Source organism: Paenibacillus sp. J22FR5 (assembly GCF_059691975.1).
On the sequence record NZ_JCAUAN010000001.1, the window covers coordinates 218,168 to 241,571 of the forward strand.

29 protein-coding genes and 1 tRNA gene are annotated in these 23,404 nt (G+C 43.5%); 25 read left to right on the top strand and 5 right to left on the bottom strand.

The features are described from left to right. The first annotated feature begins 121 nt into the window (after nt 1–121). On the top strand, nt 122–1,768 hold the full coding sequence (locus AC58P7_RS00910) for an alpha-amylase family glycosyl hydrolase (protein ID WP_497339495.1): 1,647 nt from the start codon (nt 122–124) through the stop codon (nt 1,766–1,768). A gap of 253 nt (nt 1,769–2,021) precedes the next feature. Further along, entirely contained in the window at nt 2,022–2,171 is a 150-nt protein-coding gene (locus AC58P7_RS00915) for a hypothetical protein (RefSeq protein ID WP_497339496.1), read from the top strand. 230 nt (nt 2,172–2,401) lie between these two features. Here the strand turns inward: AC58P7_RS00915 and AC58P7_RS00920 are convergent, their stop codons facing one another. The 3 genes from AC58P7_RS00920 to AC58P7_RS00930 form a co-directional block, all read right to left on the bottom strand. After that, entirely contained in the window at nt 2,402–4,075 is a 1,674-nt protein-coding gene (locus tag AC58P7_RS00920; RefSeq protein ID WP_497339497.1) for a type 2 periplasmic-binding domain-containing protein, read from the bottom strand. A gap of 107 nt (nt 4,076–4,182) precedes the next feature. Next, a complete protein-coding gene (locus tag AC58P7_RS00925) occupies nt 4,183–5,790 on the bottom strand; it encodes a response regulator transcription factor (RefSeq protein ID WP_497339498.1) in 1,608 nt (535 codons plus the stop codon). 1 nt (nt 5,791) lies between these two features. Next, on the bottom strand, nt 5,792–7,612 hold the full coding sequence (locus AC58P7_RS00930) for a sensor histidine kinase (RefSeq protein WP_497339499.1): 1,821 nt from the start codon (nt 7,610–7,612) through the stop codon (nt 5,792–5,794). A 145-nt stretch (nt 7,613–7,757) separates the two neighbouring features. Between AC58P7_RS00930 and AC58P7_RS00935 the strand changes: the two genes are divergently transcribed. Both AC58P7_RS00935 and AC58P7_RS00940 read left to right on the top strand, forming a co-directional pair. Further along, entirely contained in the window at nt 7,758–8,708 is a 951-nt protein-coding gene (locus AC58P7_RS00935; protein WP_497339500.1) for an ABC transporter permease, read from the top strand. 51 nt (nt 8,709–8,759) lie between these two features. Then, on the top strand, nt 8,760–9,632 hold the full coding sequence (locus AC58P7_RS00940) for a carbohydrate ABC transporter permease (protein ID WP_497339501.1): 873 nt from the start codon (nt 8,760–8,762) through the stop codon (nt 9,630–9,632). Between the two features lie 237 nt (nt 9,633–9,869). Here the strand turns inward: AC58P7_RS00940 and AC58P7_RS00945 are convergent, their stop codons facing one another. Together AC58P7_RS00945 and AC58P7_RS00950 are read right to left on the bottom strand one after the other, a co-directional pair. Beyond that, nucleotides 9,870–10,238 carry a DoxX family protein gene (locus AC58P7_RS00945; protein WP_497339502.1) on the bottom strand — a complete coding sequence of 123 codons (369 nt, stop codon included), beginning with the start codon at nt 10,236–10,238 and terminating at the stop codon, nt 9,870–9,872. Nucleotides 10,239–10,721: 483 nt separating this feature from the next. Continuing rightward, nucleotides 10,722–10,786, bottom strand: a tRNA-Ala gene (locus tag AC58P7_RS00950). Nucleotides 10,787–10,839: 53 nt separating this feature from the next. On the opposite strand from AC58P7_RS00950, the gene AC58P7_RS00955 reads away from it, so the two are divergent. The 21 genes from AC58P7_RS00955 to AC58P7_RS01055 all read left to right on the top strand — a co-directional run bounded on the left by AC58P7_RS00955 (nt 10,840) and on the right by AC58P7_RS01055 (nt 23,404). Beyond that, nucleotides 10,840–11,025, top strand: a complete 186-nt coding sequence (locus AC58P7_RS00955) for a hypothetical protein (protein WP_497339503.1) — start codon at nt 10,840–10,842, stop codon at nt 11,023–11,025. Then, nucleotides 11,009–11,326, top strand: coding sequence for a hypothetical protein (locus AC58P7_RS00960; RefSeq protein ID WP_497339504.1), 318 nt, complete (start codon nt 11,009–11,011; stop codon nt 11,324–11,326). The genes AC58P7_RS00955 and AC58P7_RS00960 overlap by 17 nt, the downstream gene beginning before the upstream one ends. 218 nt (nt 11,327–11,544) lie before the next feature. Beyond that, complete coding sequence (locus tag AC58P7_RS00965; RefSeq protein ID WP_497339505.1) at nt 11,545–11,853, top strand: hypothetical protein; 309 nt, start codon at nt 11,545–11,547, stop codon at nt 11,851–11,853. A gap of 308 nt (nt 11,854–12,161) precedes the next feature. Continuing rightward, on the top strand, nt 12,162–12,452 hold the full coding sequence (locus AC58P7_RS00970) for a DUF2829 domain-containing protein (RefSeq protein WP_497339506.1): 291 nt from the start codon (nt 12,162–12,164) through the stop codon (nt 12,450–12,452). Between the two features lie 121 nt (nt 12,453–12,573). After that, on the top strand, nt 12,574–12,975 hold the full coding sequence (locus AC58P7_RS00975) for a hypothetical protein (protein WP_497339507.1): 402 nt from the start codon (nt 12,574–12,576) through the stop codon (nt 12,973–12,975). 335 nt (nt 12,976–13,310) lie between these two features. After that, nucleotides 13,311–13,523, top strand: a complete 213-nt coding sequence (locus AC58P7_RS00980; RefSeq protein ID WP_497339508.1) for a hypothetical protein — start codon at nt 13,311–13,313, stop codon at nt 13,521–13,523. 314 nt (nt 13,524–13,837) lie between these two features. Then, complete coding sequence (locus AC58P7_RS00985; protein ID WP_497339509.1) at nt 13,838–14,074, top strand: hypothetical protein; 237 nt, start codon at nt 13,838–13,840, stop codon at nt 14,072–14,074. Nucleotides 14,075–14,318: 244 nt separating this feature from the next. After that, nucleotides 14,319–14,684, top strand: coding sequence for an HNH endonuclease (locus AC58P7_RS00990; protein WP_497339936.1), 366 nt, complete (start codon nt 14,319–14,321; stop codon nt 14,682–14,684). Continuing rightward, nucleotides 14,656–15,009 carry a hypothetical protein gene (locus AC58P7_RS00995; protein WP_497339510.1) on the top strand — a complete coding sequence of 118 codons (354 nt, stop codon included), beginning with the start codon at nt 14,656–14,658 and terminating at the stop codon, nt 15,007–15,009. The genes AC58P7_RS00990 and AC58P7_RS00995 overlap by 29 nt, the downstream gene beginning before the upstream one ends. Nucleotides 15,010–15,135: 126 nt before the next feature. Further along, nucleotides 15,136–15,621 (top strand): phage terminase small subunit P27 family, encoded by a 486-nt coding sequence (locus AC58P7_RS01000; protein ID WP_497339511.1) that lies wholly within the window; start codon nt 15,136–15,138, stop codon nt 15,619–15,621. Continuing rightward, complete coding sequence (locus AC58P7_RS01005) at nt 15,605–17,317, top strand: terminase large subunit (protein ID WP_497339937.1); 1,713 nt, start codon at nt 15,605–15,607, stop codon at nt 17,315–17,317. The genes AC58P7_RS01000 and AC58P7_RS01005 overlap by 17 nt, the downstream gene beginning before the upstream one ends. Continuing rightward, nucleotides 17,314–17,481, top strand: coding sequence for a hypothetical protein (locus AC58P7_RS01010; protein WP_497339512.1), 168 nt, complete (start codon nt 17,314–17,316; stop codon nt 17,479–17,481). Before AC58P7_RS01005 ends, AC58P7_RS01010 begins: the two co-directional genes overlap by 4 nt. Further along, nucleotides 17,481–18,731: a phage portal protein gene (locus AC58P7_RS01015; protein ID WP_497339513.1), complete on the top strand. Its 1,251-nt coding sequence runs from the start codon at nt 17,481–17,483 to the stop codon at nt 18,729–18,731. The genes AC58P7_RS01010 and AC58P7_RS01015 overlap by 1 nt, the downstream gene beginning before the upstream one ends. After that, nucleotides 18,728–19,561, top strand: coding sequence for a head maturation protease, ClpP-related (locus AC58P7_RS01020; RefSeq protein WP_497339514.1), 834 nt, complete (start codon nt 18,728–18,730; stop codon nt 19,559–19,561). The genes AC58P7_RS01015 and AC58P7_RS01020 overlap by 4 nt, the downstream gene beginning before the upstream one ends. A gap of 15 nt (nt 19,562–19,576) precedes the next feature. Beyond that, nucleotides 19,577–20,806 carry a phage major capsid protein gene (locus tag AC58P7_RS01025; RefSeq protein WP_497339515.1) on the top strand — a complete coding sequence of 410 codons (1,230 nt, stop codon included), beginning with the start codon at nt 19,577–19,579 and terminating at the stop codon, nt 20,804–20,806. 59 nt (nt 20,807–20,865) lie between these two features. Beyond that, entirely contained in the window at nt 20,866–21,246 is a 381-nt protein-coding gene (locus tag AC58P7_RS01030; protein ID WP_497339516.1) for a hypothetical protein, read from the top strand. 14 nt (nt 21,247–21,260) lie between these two features. Beyond that, nucleotides 21,261–21,578, top strand: coding sequence for a hypothetical protein (locus tag AC58P7_RS01035; RefSeq protein WP_497339517.1), 318 nt, complete (start codon nt 21,261–21,263; stop codon nt 21,576–21,578). Between the two features lie 56 nt (nt 21,579–21,634). Beyond that, nucleotides 21,635–22,249, top strand: a complete 615-nt coding sequence (locus AC58P7_RS01040) for a head-tail connector protein (RefSeq protein WP_497339518.1) — start codon at nt 21,635–21,637, stop codon at nt 22,247–22,249. Then, on the top strand, nt 22,249–22,575 hold the full coding sequence (locus AC58P7_RS01045) for a phage head closure protein (RefSeq protein WP_497339938.1): 327 nt from the start codon (nt 22,249–22,251) through the stop codon (nt 22,573–22,575). The genes AC58P7_RS01040 and AC58P7_RS01045 overlap by 1 nt, the downstream gene beginning before the upstream one ends. Further along, a complete protein-coding gene (locus AC58P7_RS01050; protein ID WP_497339519.1) occupies nt 22,568–23,017 on the top strand; it encodes an HK97 gp10 family phage protein in 450 nt (149 codons plus the stop codon). Before AC58P7_RS01045 ends, AC58P7_RS01050 begins: the two co-directional genes overlap by 8 nt. A gap of 6 nt (nt 23,018–23,023) precedes the next feature. Continuing rightward, nucleotides 23,024–23,404 (top strand): DUF3168 domain-containing protein, encoded by a 381-nt coding sequence (locus tag AC58P7_RS01055; protein ID WP_497339520.1) that lies wholly within the window; start codon nt 23,024–23,026, stop codon nt 23,402–23,404.

The following is a 23,404-nucleotide window of genomic DNA, read 5'->3' on the forward strand; positions in this document are numbered from 1 at the left end:
TCTGCAGCACAATCGCATCATAAATGAGTAGAAACGGATATTGGCAGGCTTTTACATCTCAGCTACGATGGGGGAAGAGAATATACATTCGCATTTTCCACTCAGAAGGGGATGAACGTCAATGCCGCATTTTCCGAGAAAAGGCTCAAACGGTGTGCGATTTTATTTTTACACAGATAGTCAAGTAGAAAGCGTTGCGGTGGCAGGGACCTTTAACAATTGGAATGGCGATAGACATTTTATGAATCAAATGGAGGACAGGAAAGGCTGGGAGATTGAATTAGCCATTCCTAAAGGAAGACATCTCTATAAATTTGTAGTGAATGGGGAGGCTTGGATTGTAGACCCCATGAACCCGAGTGTGTCGGAAGATGGGCAAAATAATTCCGCGATTACGGTGACCGAGCAGGGCGACGTAATCATTAGAACAAATGAGATTTCGAAAGAACAGCCGGGGTATATGTATGAACATTTTACAGCTATTGAAAGTCCGGAATGGATTAAGAAAGCCGTTATCTATGAACTACATATTCGAGCATTTACCGAAAACGGCTTCAACGGATTGGCGGCTAAAATAGACTACTTCAAAAAGCTCGGGGTCAACACGCTTTGGCTAATGCCTTTTAACGAAGTTGGATTTGAGGGTAGGATAGGTGCCTTTGGCGACCCTTATGCAGTCAAAGATTTCTATAGTATCGATCCTAGCTTTGGGACGAAAGAAGAACTGTTCGCTTTTATTCGATTAGCGCATGAGAGCGGGTTGAAGGTCATTCTGGATTGGGTTTTGAACAGAACGAGTGTGGATCATATCATGACCGGCAGTCATCCTGAATATTTTACACGAGATGAACACAACGAGATCTATTATGACGTACCCAACCGTACATATTTCGCGGGGTTGCAATTCGATAATCGTGAAATGAGAAGCTATGTTATTGAGGCTATGAAGTATTGGATCGTTGCGTTTGATTTTGACGGTATTCGATTGGACGATTCGGACATTACTCCCTATGATTTTCTTACTGAAATTAAACAAAAGTTGCAACTGGTAAAATCCGATCTGGTCCTCATTTCACAATCTTACGATGAATATCATCATATTGAAGCTTGCGATTTGACGTACGATGGTAAACTTCGCATTCTGATTCGCGATTGGATGGACAGAACGATCACGCAAAGCGATTTCATTGTAATTTATAACTCTTTTAAGTATAGCTTTCCTAAACATGCGCTTAGAATGAGTTGGCTTGAGGAGAAAGAACAATCAAGAATCACTCCCTATTTGGGTGAAAAGCTTGCAGGACCCGCATCTACCATTTTGCTTACGCTAGAAGGTGTTCCATGTTTGATGATGGGGCAGGAGTTTAATGAGCGCACCTTGGAAACGTGGACTTCGTTATTCGATGAATACAAATTGGATTGGCAGCAATTTGATACGGAGATATTTGAGCACTATTCATTCTTAATTCAGCTTCGAACGAACAACCCAGCCATTTGGAAAGGTGAATTGACGTTCATTCGTAACTCGGCTGAAAAGGTTTTGTCGTATACGAGACAGTATGAAGGGGTTACCTATCTGATTGTTGTGAATTTGTCAGAGGATTCGTTGTTTGTTCGTTTTGAAAATAGCCCCATCGCCAACGACTGTATCCTGGATTGGAAACATGTGATTTATCAAACGGGGACGGATAATCGTCAGTTTGTGGAAGACTCGTCTATGTTATGGATCGATAGCAATGAGACGCTGATTTTTAGAAAAACGGATTGATAGACGAAGGGGTATGGCAAATTGGAGGGCGGCTCGGCGAGGATCGGCCGACCCCGAGCCTTGAACCCGAACCGCGAACCCTGAACCCTGAACCCTGAACCCTGAACCCTGAACCCTGAACCCAGATCGCTAACGGACACAGCAGACGCTATTTAACTGAATGCACACATTAATCAGCAGTTTATGGCCATTTAACGTCTCTAATGTCCGTTAGCTTCTGCATAGATCGAAATATGAAGAAATAACGTCTCAGATGTCCGTTAGGACAAGTATTAACGATAATGGCAAGCTTCTTTATGAGGGTCAAGAAATTCAAAGATTGTTCAATGGTAAAGGGAAGTATTACACAGATGGCATCCTCGACTATGAAGGCGAGTTTAAAGATGGTCAGCCCTTAGGCTAAAGTATTCAAATAATGGACGAATAAGCATCCTTATGATTTCAGAAAAGAGAATGTCAAATTGCCGAGTGAAGACTAAGATTTAAATCCCGTGCTCCACAAAACTCAAAACCCCCAACTTTTGAAAGTTGGGGGTTTTTGACTTTTTCCCGGATTCTATAATGCATGATTAGTTACAAACGAGATGATAGTTCACATTTTTTTTCTACTTTATTAGTTCGCTACTCTATTGTTTATTTTTTGGATACAGACACGAACCACTCATTGACTTCCTTCGTAGTCTGATCACCGCCATTAGCCTTCCAACTGGCGACGAATTCGTCAAACGCATTGACTGGCAGTTTGCCATAAATGATTTTGTTGAAGGTTTCCAGCTCAGACTGGCGCAGAAGATTCCATTTCGAAATCATCGTTGGCGTCGCCGCACCGGTGAAATAGTTTTGCTTGCGAATGTCCATTTGTGACATAACGACTTTCGCAGCATACCAGTTTTCTGGTTTACGGAAATCCGCGATCTGCTTCTCGTAAGGTGTTTCAGGCTTCTTACCGTCTGCAAGCTTAACCAGAGTTTTCATGTACAGATCTGGAATCCGCGCTGGTCCTGTTATGAAATTGAACTCATTGGAGAAGTCCTTAATTTTTTCTTTATCGCTAGTAGGTTTTCCATCCACGATATCCCAGTCGTAGCCTTGAGCAAAGCCATATTCAAATTTGCTGCCGGTTGGCGGGTTGGCCAAGTTGTCGAGCATGTAGTTGTAATATAGGAAAAATGCTTCTGGATGCTTGGCATCTTTATTAATCATAAAGGAGCTGTTCACGCCGCTGTTTTGCCATTTCGTACCCGCCAACCCATCTGGACCTGTGGGAACCGGATAGGCTTTAAATTTCGATCCCTTTACGTTCTTTAACAAATCCGGAGCCGGCCAATCTGGAACCCAGTTTGCTCCAGGCAGAACACCTGCATTCCCTTTGGTCCAGATCTCAGCTGATTTACCCTCGTCCCACAAAGCTGCATCAGGATGAATATAGCCTTTGTTCATCCATTCTTGAAGCTTGGCTAGCGCTTTCTTGGCTCCTGGATTAACTGAACCATATTCAAGATTGCCATTGGCATCTTTGTTCCATTGCTCCTCAACAGAGCCATAGGCCCCGAACAGCCAATCAAGCCCGCCCATCCATGTGTTCGTATTGTTCTTCAATGAAATCGCGAGCGGATAGACATCCTTAGCAGCAAGCCCGTCTGGGTTCTGATTCTTGAATTTGTCCATCACGTTCTCTAATTCTGCGATCGTCTTGGGAGCCGTCAGATTCAGCTTTTCCATCCAATCTTCCCGCAGCCATAACATTGTATCGTCATTGTCGGTATATTCAAGAATTGGCAGGTTATACTTCTTGCCATTTCTCGTGAAAGGGTACCATAGTTCGGGATGTTGAACGGTATGGTCTTTCCATGTTTTGTTGGCGTACTTTTCAAATAGTGTGTCAATCGGCACAAACTGGCCGGAATCAATCAGTTGGTTGGTCAATACAGGATCGGTCGGTACGAATACGAAGTCAGGCAATTTCTCGCCGGAAGCAATAGCAAGCTGAAGCTTTTGCTTATATTGATCCGCGCCGGCAGGGTACCAAGTATCTTTGTGCTTGATACCGAACTGCTCCAGCATCCAACGGTCGTGGACATTGTTTTCTTTTGTGTCACCTTTAACGTACTTCTTTGGCATTAATACGGTGCTAATCTCAATCGGCGGATCGTATTTGCCTTTCTTGAATGCAGCATCGGATGCAGTGGTCTCATTCGATGCGGTATTGACTGGCTGCGCGTTCTCGCCCGACTTTCCAGTACAGGCCGTAATGACCATAAGTGCTGTGACTGCGAGCAGCATCCATGGTTTTTTGAATTTACTCATTTTTGATCTCCCCCTACGGTGTAAGATGACTACATGCTAACTCTACCAACTTATTGGGGATTGTATCTATATGACTATTTTAGTTTCGGTAAGACTTTGTTAGGCAATTATATACCGTCTCTAAATTCTTGCGGCGTTACGCCAAACTGGCGTTTAAACACTTTAATAAAGTAAGCAGGATCCAAATAACCGATTTCCATACTGATTTCATACACCTTTTTGTCGGTTGTCTTTAGCAAGTGGCTAGCACGCTCCATTCGGAGAGAGGACATATAATCGCTGATGCCTTGACCGGTTTCAATCTTGTAAATTTTAGATAAATGTGTCGGATGCAGATTAACATGGTCTGCCAACGCACGCAGCGAAACGTCAAGATGCAGGTTTTTCTCCGCAAAATCCTGAACTTTTTTCACATACAAGGAGCGAATATCTTTGACTTCATTCGACGTACTTTCTTTGAGCTTGCCAAGCACGCCCAGAGACCACTTTCGAAGCTTGCTGATGGAGGTGAATACGTCTCCGCTCTGCAAAGGTTCAATATCAGATCCTAATAAGTTGGTCAGCGTATAGCCATTCCGATGTGTGAGATGAGTGAAGGAAGAAGCGATTGAAAATCCAGCCTCCATACAGTGCTCCCATGATTCGGACCATCTCTGCTCCAGCTCCGCAAATATAGTCGCAAGTTTATCTTCAGCCGCTTCCCATCGCCCGGCTTCCAACAAATGAATCAAAGTAGGAGGCATATGGATAGCGTCCAAAGTTCCCTGTGAGAAGTTCATCTCTAATTCGCTGACCCGAAGAACGAATTCCCGCTCGTCACCTACAATTTGCCGGAAATAGGCCGATGCTTTCCTGTAATTTTCCGGTAACTGATCTGGAAAGTGAAACCACTCCGTGATGACGATCGACAGAGATCCTTTCAAGAACTGTTTCACTTTATACTGAAGCTGCATAGCCAGCTTTTCTAGCATCGTATCTTTCCCGAGGTGAGAACGGTCCCCCTTTAGTTGAAGCAGAAAGGCAAGATATCCGTGCTCCTCCTTAACACCCCAGACCTCTGCAAATTCTCCAATAATCTCTTCGGCCATATTGATGATCGCATATTCCATCAACTGCTGCCCATTGTTTGTATATTGTTCGAACTCTTCCTCCATTCGGACGAGAACAAGGGCACAGTCGCCTTTGCAGAACGGTAATCCGTAATTCTCCAGCTTCCGACTCCATTCGTTGGCGGGCATGCGATGACCCCGCAAGGCGTCAAGAAGCAACTGGCCACGAAGAAGAGGTAAATTTTCACGAAGGGTGAACTGGGTCCGTTCATTGGAGCTGATGCTTTCCCATTCCGTATTCAACTGATCGATGGCCACTTTGACTGCTCCGAACAATTCATTGTCAGTCGGCGGTTTCAACAGGTAATCCACCGCTTGGTTCCGAACGGCCTCTTTCGTAAACTCAAAGTCGGAATGACCTGATAAAATAATGCATTTTATTTTTTTATCAAACATGCGAATTCGTTCTATTAGCTCTATGCCTGTCATTTCAGGCATAAGAATATCCGATATGACAATATCGATAGGGTGCGTCTCAAGGATTTGAAGCGCCTCATGTGCAGAATAAGCTTTATGAACCTGTTCGATGCCGAATGTGTGCCAAGGTTTGTGCATAGCTAGGTTGTCTACCCAGTGAGCTTCATCGTCTACTATGATCATCTGCATGTTACATGTCTCCTTGAATAAATGGATAATGGCGATGTTCTTCTCCAGAGGTTATCTCCCAAATAATCTCAGTCCGAAATCCTCCTAGAATTGATTTCGTGAAATGAAGATAAGAAAGATCTCCAAATTGGTGAATGATCCGCTGGTTGGTATTCCAAAGGCCGCAGCCCATTTGCTCTTGCAACGGCTCCCGCATTTTACGATTTAACGCCTCTTGCTGATCCTCCGCCATGCCAGGACCGTCGTCATCGATATAAATCCGACAGTAGCCGTTTGCCATCTCGCCGCTAATTCGAATTTCACCCGATGAATACGATTTTCCTACCCCATGAATGACAGCATTTTCCACGATTGGCTGCAGCATCAAGCGCGGGACTTGTTGGTTCAGCATTTCATCGGGTATATCGATCGTGTAATAAATCCTGCCATTGCGCAGCTTCTGAATATCCAGATAGTTGACAATCAGTCGAATTTCTTCATCCAGACTAGCCGTTTGCCTCTCCATTCGAGTTGTGTAACGGTAGTAAGCACTTAGATTATACGCCATGGAAACGACAGCCTCTTCGTTCTTCATCTGGGCCATGTTAACAATGTAGCCGAGACAGTTGTAAAGAAAATGCGGATTAATTTGAGCCTGTAATTGTTTCAATATTGCGTCCCTAGCTCGGAGTTTCTCATTGAGTACTTTTTCAATTAAACCTTGAATTTGCTGAGACATATCATTAAATCGATAAAACAGAAAAGAAAACTCATTGTTCACATTGGGGTTGATTCTTACTGAAAAATCCCCCCGTTGTACGCTCTGTAACCCACGAATCAGCTTTCTGATCGGACGTTGGACGTTCCGGTATAGCAACACGGAGGAAGAAATACCAACAACAAAAAGTAAAACCATCGCTAAGTAAAATATTTTGCGACTGAATGATATCGGGCCCAAAATTTGATCGAGCGGAACAATATCAACCAGATGCCAATCCAATAGGGGAGATTTCACAGCACTAACCAAATAATTTTTATTCCCTAATCTTACTACCTGCTGCATCGTATCTTCCAAAGACTGCCCGTCCAAATAATGGATAAGATCAGTTGATAACTGCGTGGACGCGCTGCGATTCAAGATCGGAGTCTCTCCCTTGTGATAAAAGAAAGGATCTCCTTGACCGCCTGCTTTATAGGTGTCCAGCAAATTTTGAATATTTTCGTGACCGAAGCTGGCTTCAACCACCAAATTACTTCCACTAAGCGTATTTTGTTGACCGAAAGAATCCGTATAGAACCAATAAAAGGCTTTCGGACTACCTGGGGGTACGGTTTCTCCATCACCGTAAGTCCATTTTCCAGTCATATTCCTTTTCAAATAAGTCTCATCATAGTCGGTTGTTTGAATAGCATTAGAAATGGTTTCTTTGTTCTGTTGGGAATACACCGTGTATTTAACGGGCCAGATGTTCATAATACCGGACTGCAGCACCATTTTTTCCTGGACCACATATCTAGTCTGCATGCGATCATAACGATCTTCCCAGATGTTTAATCCATTGAATTTCTGAACATTCGGATCTTTCGAAAAGGTCGTGACAAAGTCCATCATCTGATTGATCCTCGAGTCAATTTGGCTGGATAGGAAAGAGAGTTGTTTGATGTTAGATACCTGAAGCTCTTTGCTGATCACATCGAATGCAATTCTGTTGGAATAGGTAAATACGAGAATGATGGGGATGAACAAAATTAAAATGAGACCGTTCATTTTCGCAAACAGACTAAACCTGAAACCGAACTTTCTTTTGACAAACGCAATACCACTTCCTCTTCGTAGTACCATAACCGATCCCCCCACAAGATGTCCCTAACAAAACCCTATCCATCCTAACAATGTCATATAGTTTCTGTGTAGAATTTGTTGATACTATATATATCAGGGTTTCTCAAAATATACAAATAAGTTTTAAGGAACGGGGTAGAGAGCTATGGATACTAATACTGTACAGCAAGTGACTCACCAAGCTACCGAACGTGTGAAAAGGAAAAGCAGCTACAAGCAACCATGGATGCTTCATTTCATGGTGCTGCCGGCTGTTATATTGGTATTCGTATTTTCTTATCTTCCAATGTCGGGGATCATTATGGCGTTTCAGGATTATAAGTCTGGATTGGGAATAACCGGCTCTCCATGGGTCGGATTGAAGCATTTTCGATATATGTTTGAGAATGATTATTTTTTGAAAATTACGTGGAATACCCTATTCTTTGCTTGCACCAAGATCGTGATGAACTTAATCATCCCGTTTATTTTCGCCCTGTTATTGAATGAGGTAAGGAACATGGGGCTCAAAAGGTCCATCCAAACACTTGTCTACTTTCCACATTTTCTTTCTTGGGTCACACTTGCAGGAATTCTGATCGATTTGCTTTCCCAGACTGGGCTCGTCAACCAGTTCCTTACCCATGTTTTCGGTATTAAGCCGATTTTCTTCCTAGGTGACGGCAACTGGTTCCGATTTACCATTATCTTCAGTGATGTCTGGAAAGAGTTCGGGTTCAATACGATTTTCTTCCTAGCAGCGCTTACTGGCATTAATCCCGCACTGTACGAAGCAGCTGAAGTCGACGGTGCGAGCCGCTTAAAGCAAGCGATGCATGTTACCATACCATCACTTATACCGATCGCAATCGTTGTTGCAACTTTGGCACTGGGCAATGTACTGAATGCGAACTTCGACCAGGTGTTTAACTTGTATAGTCCTCTGATCTATCAGCAGGGAGATATTATCGACACATTTGTCTATCGGGAAGGTCTACTTAGTGGACAATTCAGCTTCGCAACAGCAGTCGGTCTATTCAAATCAGTGATCAGCTTAATCTTAATCATGATATCCTACCGTCTTGCTTATAGATTCGCTGGATATCGAATCTTCTAAGCGAATGCTTATGAAGCCAGCTTTCTGCGAAAACTTTAAGGAGGACAACATATGTACCACAAAACTTTAGCTTATCGCATATTTTCCGTGTTTAACAATGCGCTGTTGATCATACTCTCAGTTCTTTGCCTACTTCCGTTATTTCACTTATTGATGGTGTCATTAAGCTCAAACGCTCCTGCCAACGCCGGGCTGGTTACGTTTTGGCCGATTGGTTTTACTTTTGCAGCCTACGAAAAAACGTTTAACAATGCCCAATTTCTTACATCACTTGGGGTATCCATTAAACGAACTGTCCTTGGAACGGTACTAGCGATGTTCATTAACGCCATTGCAGCTTACGCGCTCTCGAAAGATACTCGCGTTTTTCGCGCTCGTACCGGCTATCTCTGGTATTTTGTCATAACCATGCTGTTCAACGGGGGCTTGATTCCCAACTATATCCTTATCTATAAGCTTGGTTTGATGAATACGATGTGGGCGCTTATTCTGCCAGGAATGGTAGCTGTCTACAACCTCATTCTGCTTCTTAACTTCTTCCGTAACGTTCCTAAAGATCTTGAGGAAGCTGCCTTTATTGACGGAGCCGGGCATTTTCGAACCTTCTTCATGATTTACTTGCCCATCTCATTACCGGCCATAGCGACAATTACATTGTTTACGATGGTAGGACATTGGAACGCTTATTTTGACGGCTTGATCTATATGAAAGATGCTGAACATCTGCCGCTTGCAAGTTTCATGCAAACCATTATTGTTCAAGCAGATATGTCGAAGATTGATCTGTCAGCGGTTGCCAATCAATCTCAACGAACGATCCGAGCATCTCAGATATTTATCGGCGCACTTCCAATATTGGTAGTCTATGCCTTCCTGCAACGGTTCTTTGTTAAAGGGATTGCAATTGGTGCCGTCAAAGAATGACTTTTCGATTAAAAGTTTCTAAAATAAACAAAAACCACGCTAATTTGCGTGGTTTCAGCCTATTGATTAAGTTTAACAGGCTATATTTCGACGAGGACAAGCTTATATGTAGATTCAGACGTAGTGTTCCTAAGCCTCTCGTTCAATATGGAGCCTAGGGGGATTGAACCCATGACCGCATCGCTGCCAGCGATGCACTTTCCCACCATTGGGTATTTCACTACCATAGATATGAACTTACCCAAAAAGATGGGGCAGTTCGTCTGCATATAAGAATACTACTGCAATAGCTATCAGGAGATTCAATATGGCCGGCATCACTTTTCCGATCGGATGTTTGACTCTGAAATGTGAAAGGATCGCCAATAGCATCATAATGCTTATCAATATTCCGGTCCATGCGGCAATCCCCGGATACCAGTAGCCGATAATGAGTCCTATGCATCCAACAATTTGAACGTAGCCCGTAATGACGCGGAACCATTGAGGAAGTTTAATCGAATCAAACAGTTCGACCTGATGCTTGGCTCCTGCAAGCTTGCTTCCGCCAAAGAATGCCATGGAGAAAAGCAGCCAACTTTGAATAACGATGGTTAGTATATGCATTTGTATCCTCTTCCCTTTTAATTTATTATTATACGACACCATTAGGTGTCCTATTTCATGATATAACACCATTACGTGTCCTGTAAAGCAATTTATGATTTATTTGGTGGAAACCTTCTCCATTGGGCGATTTGGATTCTTAATTAGCGGCGCGCGGGCGAACCCTGAGGGGTTCTCACCCCCATGATCCATACAAAAAACCGCGATCCAGAAGGATCGCGGTTTCTATTGTATGGAGCCTAGGGGGATGCCACTTGCATGGCAATCCCAATTAGGGATGTCCGAATCATGATTTAAATGGCTGACGAAGCATACTCGACGAGGACTTTTAGCGGTGGATTCAGACGCCGTGCTCCTGCACTTGAAGCTTTATCAATGAAGTGGACTCAACCTCTCCGTCCGCGCGGGCGAACCCTGAGGGGTTCTCACCCCCATGATCCATACAAAAAACCGCGATCCAGAAGGATCGCGGTTTTTATTGTATGGAGCCTAGGGGGATCGAACCCCTGACCTCATCGCTGCCAGCGATGCGCTCTCCCGATCAAGCTATAAATACTACCAAGATAATCGAAGCAGATCTTAATAAAAGGATGGTTCGATAATGACCCGTAACACACCATTCGGCGGACCGATCACACCGCAGCGGCAGGCATTCAAGTTTGCGTATAAGCGGAATTTGGCTTTAGAGCGCCGCGGATTACTGAAGTTGCATATGGAACAGAAGATGAAGCGTAGGATGAGAGAAAAAGAAAATGAGGAGCGTGAATGTGATGGTTGTGAATATTAAACAGAAGATGGACTCAAAGTGGGAAGAGATTACTGTGACAAAGAACGAACGTGAAGCTCTTTTTGTAAATTTCGAAGAAAATAAAGAACGTATCTCAGAATTGTATTTTGAGATTGAAATAAAGCAACTTCAATACATGTGTTTTAAACGTGATCAACTGGCGGAAATCAAAAAGACAGCTATCGATCCAGTCAGTGTGACAAAAATACAGAATGTAAATCAGACTTGCGTGGATATAGTTCGTAAAAAACTTATTGAGAACGGGTATGAAGAAAGGTTGAGACAGGAAGGTCTTATTTGAACAATGAGCTCGCACGCCGATGAAACGGATTTAAAGCGGGTTCCGCGTGTGTTATTAGGTTTTCACCGTGGTATATTAGTACCATAGGAAATCGAGAAGAGAGCAAGACACCCCGAACGCTAACGAGCATTGGCCGCGCAGCAGTAGTGAATAGCTGCGTGTGAGTCCAACTCATTGCGGGGATCGTCAGCTCTCTTTTGGTTTTCTTAGTCGCAACGATGACTAAAAATCTATGGTCGCTTTCCGACAGAAAAGACCGGTCGTTGCGATACACTTCTTTTAACTGCCGAATTCAATTAGACAAACCTCTTTCTATGTTAGAGAATATAGATGGGGGTGATTATATGAAATTAGGTCTCGATCAAGAAGATTTAAAAGCAATTATCGAAGATGCGTTAAGGTACAGTGAAATGGTAAGTAAGGATGATTTAATCGAAGCGATTAGCCGGGCTATTATGCGTAACAACATGGAAATTGAGAGCAATTTTCAAAAACGTTTACTATTCGAATTATCAAAAGAAGAGTAGTAAACAGGAAAGCACTCCACCGCGGGTGCTTTTTCTTTTGCCCGGACTCTTTGGTTGGATAGGCGCTAGTCAGTGAAGCGTTGTACAGGAGCAGCGGAAAGGCGACCTGTAATTGATTGGGTTAGACGGCTGACGGGACACAGCCTAAACGCGAGATGGCCACTCCTTCATACAGGGTGGCTTTTTAATTTAAACAAACTGCATTTAGAACGTGGAATGAATATCCTTGCGGAAACTTGGGTATTGAGGGGAACCTTACTCGTTTCACGTTTTAAGTGCGGTTTAAATAAGAGAGGTGTGGATGAGAGATGAACTTTGGTGGAGCTCTGGAAGAATTGAAACGAGGTAAAAAAGTTGCTCGTTCTGGTTGGAATGGCAAGGGTATGTTTATCTACATGGTACGTTCCACTTTTTATGATAAAGATCGTTTGATAAACGAGGCGTACACACATTTGAAAGATTGTTCAACTTGCGGCGACAGCACAGGCGTGGTAACAATCAATTCACACATTGACATGAAAGCGGCTGATGGTTCAGTTACAGTCGGTTGGAATCCTTCGCAACCAGATATGTTTGCAGAAGATTGGGGAGTAATCTAAAAGCGCCTGAGATAGCCATTTAGAGTTGAGTGCTACAAATGTATGTTCTGTACTGGAAAACGGCTGTACGGGGCGCTGAGGGCTTTGTATGAGGTGATAGAGAGGTGGATAAGCAATGATTATGTCTCAATGTGATAAATGCGGTAGGCCGTTTGAGTTGTTGGACGATTATTTAAAACATAATTGCCAACCTTTAGCGACAGGCGGCATAGTCAACGCCGACAACCTACAAAGGATTGGTGGCGTAGATCCACAGGAAGTTGTCATGAAGATAGACGGTGTAGACTTTGCTAAAGTAGTTATGGGCTATTTAGGCGGCGTTAACCCTAAAAGCATCAAAGGCCGTATCTTCGAATACTTCAACAAGCAGACCGAGAAGGGCTTGAATAAGTACGGTCACACGCTGGATGATTGTCCAGATGATAAATTCGATTGGCGGCTAATGATCATTGAGGAATTGGTTGATTGTATCCAGTATCAGCAGAAAGAAATTATTAGGCTGGAGAGGTTGTTGAATCCATGAGCAAACTAAATTGCAACATAAGCATAAAGGACTTGGACGTATTCAAAAATCTATGTTCGTGCTTCGTAGAGGCTTTTGGAATGTTGGGTATTCAAGAGCAGGAGAAGATTGCTTCAATGCTTGAAGAAAAAGGAATACTCGAAGTAACACTTAATCAGAAAGGGTTGAACCCTGATGAGTAAATGGTTGCGAAAATGGGCTTGGTGGATTGTGACTAAGGATTTTAGAAGAAACATCTATTTGAGAAGTTGGACATATATGGTCGATGGTGTTGATTATGTAATTTCAAGAGTGGAAGATCCGAAAGAATGGAAATGAAAGGTTGTTGAATCCAAATGAGTGACATCGATTTTACCGTATGCCCTAAATGTGGAAGTGATGACACTGGACATGATGAAGATTGGGTATATGAATATGGATGGTCTAAACGGATTTGCGATGGTGAAGAGGGTTGCGGCGTTAGTTATAAGGTTCACTGGGAATCCAAAGCAGTAAAAGTTGAAATTTTGGAAAATGAAAAAACCACTAGCGGGATAGTTGACACGTAGACTTCATAATCAGTAAAATGATCTTGTCCTTCTCTTCTCTCTAGTAACTAAGTACAAGGATCTTAAACACAGAGCGAAGCAATTGTGTGCTCTTGACCTGTTCTACAGATAATTTAAAAGATTGAGAAAAATATACCGGTCGTAATGCGGTTTTCAGCATTATGACTAGGCATAGGTGAATGTCCCGTACGGTTTTCAGTAGGGACAGAGGGGCGGCTATGAGCCCCTTTTCTTTATTTGTGGTCCGAAGTGACCACGGTTTTATCTTTAAAACAGCGCCTTAGTAACATTGGTGCTCTAAAGGAGATGTTGTATTGAGAAGTCCCGAGCAAAACAAAGAAACGTTGATTCAACTCTTAGAGCAGCTACTGGAGAAGTTGAAAAATGAAGACGTAAGTGTTACTCACCTTGGCGGAAGTGTCACACGAGATATTGAAGAAATGCTACCTGACACTATTGACGGTAAGTATCCTAATTTAAAAGCCACTGGAATCATCCGATACAACTTAGAAGTTATTCTTGATGATAGTTCAACAAACGAAACGGAATAAAACTAAATATGATTAAACGTGAAGCCTGTTCTTTCGAGAATGGGCTTTTTCTATTTCAGGGAAAGCGAGGTAACTCATGAATAATAGGGAACCAGTTGAGAATGCGATGAGTTGTTCTGAGTGTGAGCAACTACGAGATGACAAAGGTACTAATCGATGTGATTTGTATCACGGCGCGATAGTAACGGATACAACGGAAAAACATTGCAGGGATAGTGTTTTCTGATATAAGGAGTGATCGATCATACCAAGTGCATTAAAGAGACCATGTAATAAACCTTGCTGTCCTGAGCTCACACTCGAAGGTTACTGTCCAGCACATAAGAAAGATAAGGCACAGAAGTATGATAAGCAGCGCGGTTCACCTGCCGAACGTGGTTATACATACAGGTGGACACAGTACTCTATAAGGTATAGAAAGAAGCATCCTCTGTGTGTGCATTGTGAGAATGAAGGTAGGATAACGCCAAGCGCACACGTGGATCATATCGTTGCTGTTAAGGGACCAGATGATCCACTGTTTTGGGAACCGAAGAATCATCAAGGGTTATGTCAACCATGTCACTCGACTAAGACTGTACTTGAAGATGGTGGATTCAAAGGGAGATGAAGTGATGATAAGCAAGGTTAAGATAACAGGTGGAATGAATCCATTTAGCACAAATGTATTGATTGATGACCTACCGTTGAAAGGCGTAAGAGCTATTAGCTACAGTGTAGCAGTAGGTGGTGTTCCTACCCTAACAGCAGAGCTATTCCTGAGGGACTCTGATATAGAAGTGGATGCCATGCTTAACCTAACTGCTGAGGTGTGTGGTAAGAGGTACAGGTTGGTTGAGGTTGAGATGCCAACTAAAGGTGTCGTGAGTAGCCCAGAAGCAATAGCGGATCTAAAACGTGCATTCAATGCAGTTCAAACCATGTACGAAAAGTAAGTGAACGAGGATACGGCAGGGGGTATGGGGGCAAATTCCTCGAAAGGGGCGCTCTCCAAGACCGTGTGCCAGCTTTGTGCGCGAAATTTTCCTTTTTTGACATTAGCCCCTTAGGAGGTGGTTCATTTGGCGGGCAGAAATAAAGCTCCGATTGAGGTCCTTCTAGCGAAGGGCAAAACACACTTAACAGCAGAAGAAATCGAGGCCCGCCGTGAATCGGAAGCGGCCTTTAAATTTGGAAAGGACAAAATAAAATGTCCAATTCCTATGGATGCAACCGGCATGAACATGTGGAGAGTTTTGGTTGAAGAACTCGGTCTTTTAGGGCTAATGACGAACGTCGATGTTTACGCCTTGGCTATCTGTTGCGATGCTTTTTCGAACTATGTTAAAGCAACACGGGCAATAAAACGGGAAGGCCAAAAGTTGAAGTATACGAACACTGGTAAGGCAACGAATAAGATACAAAATCCTTCCGTCGCGATCGCTCATAAATACCACACCATCTTTAAATCATACCTTGCAGAGTTCGGGCTATCACCGGCAGCCAGGGCGCGCCTAACACTACCAGACGACGGTGATGAAGGTGAAGAGGATGACGGTCTCGATTAGCATTAATCATCCTACAACGCAGTACGCTCTTGATGTGGTGAGCGGTAAGATCGTAGCGGGTAAATACGTAATCCTGGCATGCAAGCGACACCTAAACGATTTAGAACGGCAGGGATCGGAAGGCTTTCCCTACGTCTTTAGCGACGAAAAAGCAACAGATGTGTTCACATTCGCTGAAAAGTATTGCTGTCATATTGAAGATGGATTAACAGTTCGAAAAGGTGATCCGGTCACATTCGATCCATTCCTACACTTCATTATCGGGAGTGTATTCGGGTGGGTTCATAAAGATTCAGGACTGCGACGTTTCCGGAAGGCTTACGAGCAAGTAGCAAGGAAAAATTCCAAGTCTACGACACTAAGCGTTGTAGGCTTGAAAATGTTGGCCGCTGATGGTGAGGGTGGTCCGCAAATATATACAGCCGGTACAATGCGGGACCAGGCGAAGATTGTTTATGACGCTTCAGCTGCAATGGTTGAGCAGAACAAGGTTTTAAAAGCAAAGATTAAAACTCGCCGCAACACCATGTTCCACAAAACAAACGGCGGGAAAATGCTGCCGCTTTCTAAAGAAACAAAAAAGATGGACGGATTCAATCCACACTGTGGAATTGTCGATGAGTATCATGCACATCCAACCAGTGATATGTATGACGTTCTTATTTCGGGTATGGGTATGCGTCGGCAGCCGCTGATGTTCGTTATCTCAACAGCAGGCTTTAATTTATCTGGACCATGTTACGCCGAATATGTTTATTGCAAAAAGGTTTTAGATGGCATCTATGAAAATGATGAATATTTCATCTACATTGCTGAGATGGACGAAGAAGATGATATCAATGACGAAAGAAACTGGATAAAAGCTAATCCGCTGCTTGCACAAACTGAAGAGGGATTGAAATTCCTTCGCGGTGAATTGAAAATAGCTCAGGAAATGCCTGAGAAGCGGCGCGGAGTATTCACAAAGAACTTTAATTTGTGGATTGATCAGAAAGATAATGGCTATATGCCTTTAAATAAATGGGACGCATGCGGTGTTGATGATAAAGATATGCCGGATCTGCGTGGCCGTGAGTGCTTCGTGGGAATCGACTTATCTAAAAAGATCGATTTAACCAGTATTTCATTTGAGTTCCAATTAGATGACGGTACATACGCTGTGTACTCTCATTCTTTTATGCCAGAAGAAACGTTAAAATCCAAAACGCAAACGGATAAAGTTCCCTATGCCTTATGGGTAAGCCAAGGTTGGATCACAGATACTCCTGGTGCCGTAACGGACTATCGTTTCATCAGCTCGTATATGCTGCGAGTAGTTCAGGAAAAGGGATGGAAGATCAAAGAAGTATGCTTTGACCCTTACAATGCGACTCAGTTCGCATCAGATCTCCAATCGCAGGGCTATGAATGCATTGAGATTAGACAAGGTGTTCAAACTCTTTCAGGACCGACCAAGGATTTCAGAGACATGGTCTACTCGAAGCGAATCCTTCATAATCGAAATCCAGTCTTGCGATGGGCGTTTAGTAACGCAGTTGTAAGACAGGATCATAACGAAAACATCATGCTCGACAAGGACAAATCTACAGAGCGCATTGACCCTGCGGCTGCTGTGATAGATGCCCATGTTCGGGCTTTTAATGTTCCAATCAAAAAGCCGTCAGTTTATAAAACAAGAGGAGTTGAGGCGCTTTGAATCAAATTAGAAGCAAACCAGATCCACCCGATCTAAACGACCTTCTTGCCTTAGCGGGTATGGGGGTTTTGTTTTACGGTATTCATCTATGGTCGGCGCCAGCCGCCTACGTTGTTCTTGGTGCTCTCCTATTACTAATAGCAATTGCAAGGAGTAGAGGCTAATGGGTATCTTACAAGGCGTTTGGAGTGCCACAAAAGGACCTACATCCGGGGTGTCAAAACCTTCCGAATGGTTAACTAACTTTTTAGGAGGGCGAGCATCTTCAACTGGCATCAATGTTACTGAAATGAAGGCTCTGCAGCATACGGCCGTGTACGCGTGTGTGCACATTCTTGCCCAGAATATCGCAACTCTTCCACTTAACGTTTTTCAATCTCAATCAACTGGTGGAAAGCTAAAAGCTGTCAACCATCCGCTTTATCCCGTACTTCATAAGGCTGCAAACAGTGAGATGAGCAGCTTTATATGGCGAGAAACTATGCAAGGTCATATAGGATTGTGGGGAAACGGGTACTCCGAAATTGAACTCAATAATGCAGGACAGATTATCGGATTATGGCCGCTTAGACCGGATAAAACTTATCCGTATAGGAATCCAGAGACTAGGGAGCTGGAGTATTTCACCACGTTGCCCGATGGAACAACAGTTAAATTACCAAGAAACAGAGTACTACACATTGCTGGATTCGGTTTTGATGGGATCCGGGGGTATAATCCAATCGACCTCGCTGCTCAATCTATTGGAATTGGGCTCGCTGCAGAAGAGTATGGAGCACGTTTCTTTGGGAATGGGGCTACTGTTAGCGGTGTTTTAGAGCATCCTGGTGAACTTGGTGAAGACGGCCGAAAGAATTTGAGGCAATCTTTCGAAGAACTCCATAGTGGTTTAGAGAAATCCCATCGTTTGATGATTCTAGAAGAGGGATTAAAGTACAACCAAATCGGCATTCCGCCGCAAACAGCGCAATACTTAGAGACGCGCAAATTCGCAGTGACTGATATTGCGCGATTTTATCATGTGCCTCCGCATATGATCGGTGATTTGGAACGGAGTACGAATAATAATATCGAACAGCAAAGTATTGATTTTGTAACAAACACGATGTTGCCTTGGTACACCCGTTGGGAGCAAGGTATGGACATGAAACTCATATTTGCAAAAGATCCAAAAGGTGTAAATAGTACGTATTTCACGAAATTCATGATTAATGGTCTGATGCGAGGCGACAGTAAGAGCCGATCCGAGTTTTATCACAATGCTCGCCTTGATGGTTGGTTAAATGCCAATGATATTCGTGAACTTGAGGACATGAACCCAATTGATGGAGTGGCTGGAACGGAGTACTGGAAGCCAGTCAATATGTCTCCGGATCAATCGTCATCACAGACAAAGGAGGTGAAAACAAATTGAAAAAGTTCTGGATGACAAAAAAAACGACTCCGACTGTTGGGGAATTAATTCTCTACGGAGAGATTTCTAGTACTAGTTGGTGGGGAGATGAAGTGACTCCGAATCTATTAGATGCTGAACTTAAATCTCTAGGCAAAGTCGATCAAATCAACGTTCGAATTAACAGTCCTGGTGGTGATGTTTTTGCCGGAACTGCAATTCACGCGATGTTAAAACGCCATGACGCGAAGATCAATGTGATTGTCGATGGATTGGCGGCATCTATAGCTTCGATTATCGCTATGGCTGGAGACACAATTACCATGGCAAAAGGTAGCATGATGATGATTCATCGGCCTTGGTCAGGTGTGGTTGGAACTGCTGAAGACATGAGAAATCGAGCTGATGTACTTGATAAAATCGCTGAATCAATGGCGGCGATATATTCGGATAAGTCCGAAAAGTCACCTGAAGATGTAATGTCTATCATGGTAAATGAAACTTGGTACACCGCTGAAGAAGCAGTTGCATCTGGTTTCGCCACACAAATCGAAGAAGGAATGACAATAGCCGCATCCCTTCTAGGTGAAACTGCTATTATCAACGGAGTGGAAATGGATTGGAGCCGTTTCAAGAACGCTCCAAAGCTGCCTGAGGAGGAAAAGCAACCTCCTTCTGAGCCAATCCAGCTTAGTCGAGATGAAATTAGCTCGATGGTAGCGGATATCGTCAAGAGTCTCATTCCTTCTCAGGAGCCACAATTAAATAAGCAAGAACCCGACGCTTTGGACAATGATCTAGGCGTTTTTTTATTGCGCAAAAAGCTTGAACTAAAAAATAAAACAATCTAGGGAGATGATTTGTAAATGTCCGTAAAAATCGATGAAAAGAAACAGCAACGTGCTCAACTCGTAGTGGATATGCGTACTATTCTTGACAAGGCAGACACTGAAAAACGATCTTTGACTTCTGAAGAGCAACAAAGTTATGACCGTATGGACAAAGATTTCGATGCATTCGGTGAAGATATTGCTCGCATGGAGAAACAATTGGAACGTGAAGGGTTCATGCAGTCGAGCAGTGGTCTTTCTGCTGGCAAACCGACTCCTCAACAACCTGAGGATAAGAAAAATGCTCGTGAAACTGAGGCGTACAGCAGAGCTTTCGCTAATTACGTTCGCAGCGGTCCAAATGCGATGTCACCAGATGACTTTAAAGCTCTTCAAGCAGACACGGACACTGCAGGTGGATTTGTTGTAACTCCACAGCAATTCGTTAATGAACTCTTAAAATCTATGGATGACGCAGTGATCATTCGCCAATTAGCTCGTAAATTCACCGTCGACAAAGCACAAAGCCTTGGCGTTCCGACACTTGATTCTGATCCGAGTGATGCAGATTGGACTTCTGAGGTTGATACTGGACAAGAAACGGATATCAACTTTGGTAAGCGTGAGTTAACACCACATGCTGTAGCTAAATTAGTTCGTGCTTCTAACAAGTTGCTACGTTCTTCCTCGATTGATGTGGAAGGTCTTATTCGTGACCGCCTGGCTTATAAGTTCGCGGTTACTCAGGAGAAGGCATTTATGACTGGTTCTGGGGCAAATCAGCCGTTGGGCATCTTTACAGCTTCTACAAACGGTATTTCTACTGCTCGCGACGTAAGCACGGGAAATACATCTACTGATATCGGCTCCGATGGCCTGATCGAGGCGAAATTCAAGCTTAAGCCTCAGTACTGGAAAGGCGCGCAATGGATTTTCCATCGTGATGCTGTGAAGGGTATCCGTAAAATTAAGGATACTACGGGTGAATATATCTGGAGAGCGGGCATCGAGACTGGTCAACCTGATACAATCCTTGATGTTGCATATCAAATGTCTGAATTCGCTCCAAACACCTTCACAACTGGCAAGTACGCAGGAATCATCGGAAATTTCGATTTCTACTGGATTGTTGACGCACTTGACATGGGTATTCAACGTTTGGTTGAGTTGTATGCCCGCACAAATCAGACCGGCTTCATTGGCCGTATGGAAAGCGATGGCATGCCTGTACTTGAAGAGGCATTTGTTCGTGTGAAATTAGGCTAATTAACGGAAATGGGGGCGCTTTTGCCCCCTAAAATAAAAACTAGGAGCGTGAAATATCAATGTTAGATATTAAAAATGAAATTGATGTATGGACAACACTTGCACCTTCTGCTAAAACTGCAACTGCTAACGGAACAGGGGTTGACCTTTCATGCGTTGAAGGCGCGGTTCTTTATGTTCAAGCGGGAACAATCACCGATGGTACACACACGATTTCACTACAAGAAAGTGACGACAACACCACCTTTACCAACGTTGCTACTCCGGATCTTATCGGTACCCTTGCGGTACTAACCTCTAACTCAGTTCAGCGGATCGGATACAAAGGTATCAAGCGTTATGTTCGCGCAGTAACAACTGTTTCTGGTGCGACTACGGGTGGCGTATATGCGGCGACAATTATCCGTGGTGGCCCAGCTCGCAAGAAACCACTGGCTTAGGAGGATAACGACATATGCCGAAAATTAGAATGAAGACTATGAGTGCTGGGCCTGATGGTGTGATGGCACAAGGTGGCATCTATCTTGTCTCAGCAGAGGAAGCTGAATCTCTGGTAGGTGGTAACTATGCCGAGTATCTGGATCGTCCCTTAGATGACGACCAGGACCAGAAGGAAGATGAAACTGACCTGACAGATGAAGAACTTGCTGCTCAGCTCCATCACGTTGGGGGCGGAACATTCGAGCTTCCTGACGGGGAGAAAGTAAAAGGTAAGGAAGCAGCTATCGAAGCTTTAAGAACAAAGCTGAAGAACGAAGCACTAGAAGAATAGATTAGGAATTTGGGCATCCTCGTGATGCCCTTTTTTATTAGAAAGGGTGATCGATGATGTACCAAGACTTCCGAGGAGCTTCCAAGGAGTGGGCTTTGTCCGTTGTTAGCGAGCCAGCCGATGAACCAATCACATTAGAAGAAGCCAAGGCCCATTTACGGGTTGATTTCGATGATGACGACGCTTATATCCTCGCACTTATTACAGTCGCTAGAGAGATCACTGAGCAGCGTACAAACCGCGCCTTAATCACTCAGACTTGGGATTATGTATTGGATGACTTTCCTGTGTGTAGTGAGATTAAACTGCGGAAGCCTTCGCTTCAATCTGTAACGAGTGTGAATTATACGGACAGTTCTGGTGTTGAACACATCATGCCCGTAACAGACTACGTTGTAGATACGAAAAGCGTACCAGGGCGAATCTTTTTAGGCTTTGCTAAGGTTTGGCCGGTCGCAATTCTTCAGCCTGCAGCTGCTGTTCGCATTCGCTTTGTTGCTGGGTACGGAAATGCTGATGCTGTCCCGAGGGCACTAAAACAAGCAATGTTATTCCTTATCTCACAGTTTTATGAGAACCGTGAACCAATTACTTTAAATACTAAAACTGAGATTATCCCGATGACTTTCGATCTGCTAATTGGCCCGTACAAGGTTGTGAGGCTCCAATGATGCAAGCAGGTAGGCTTCGACACTCGATCACCATTAAATACTTAAGTTCTAATCGTAATGAGTATGGAGAGAGTACACACGAATGGCTGGATTATCTAACTGTTCGGGCATCAAAAGAACCATTATTAGGTAACGAATACTTCAAGGCAGAGCAAATGCAAAGCTTGGTAGAGGTAAAGTTTAGGATCAGGTATCGAGATGGCATCAATAATGCAATGCGGATACAGCATGGTTCTGAGGTGTATGAGATCCTTTCTGCAATTAATGTTCAATCTCTGAATAAGGAATTACTCATTTACTGTAAGTTGGTGGTCCACGGTGGCTAGAAGTGGTGAAATCGAGGGCTTGCGAGAATTAGAACGAATGATGCGAAGGCTTGGAGAGGTTCCGCAAAAGGTAGTTACAAAGTCAGCTCGCGCGGGCGCTACGATCGCTAAAAAAGCGGCAAAGAACAATGCGCCAGTTGATACGGGTGCGCTAAAATCGGGACTTATTATAAAGCCGGAGCGAAGAGTAAAAGCAGGGAAAAAAGTATATGACATCATGCCAGATCCAAAGAAGAATGACATATTCGTTAAGCTTTCAAAAACGGGTAAGCGGTCATATTACCCTGCATCGCAAGAATACGGGTGGATGACTGCCACGGGGAAATACATTCCGGGATACAGATATTTGAGACATTCATTAGAGAATAATTCCGAGGCAATTGAACGGAAAGTTATTGATACAGCAGGCAAAGAAATAGATAAGATTCTCAGAGAGAGGTGAGATTGATTGAGTTTCGAACAAGCTTTGGTCATTGAGTTATCAATGATTCCAGCGCTATCAGGGAAGGTGTTTCCTCTAGTTGTTACTGAAGGGAAAACTGCTCCTTATGCTGCTTTCGGATCAAGCGAAGGTCTTAGAGATAAGACGATTGGTGGATATATTGACAGCAAAACAATCAATGTTGAGGTCAATGTCGTAGCTAAAACTTATAGTGAAATGAAGCAAATCGCCTCACTCACTCTTGAGAAAATTATCAGTTTCCAATCTCGCACGATCGGAAATGAGGCGCTATACGTTCAAGATTTAACTTACTCACAACCACTTGAATTCTATGAGGACTTACCTGATCTGTATAGAAGCCTCATTCCTTTTCAAATTCATTTATAG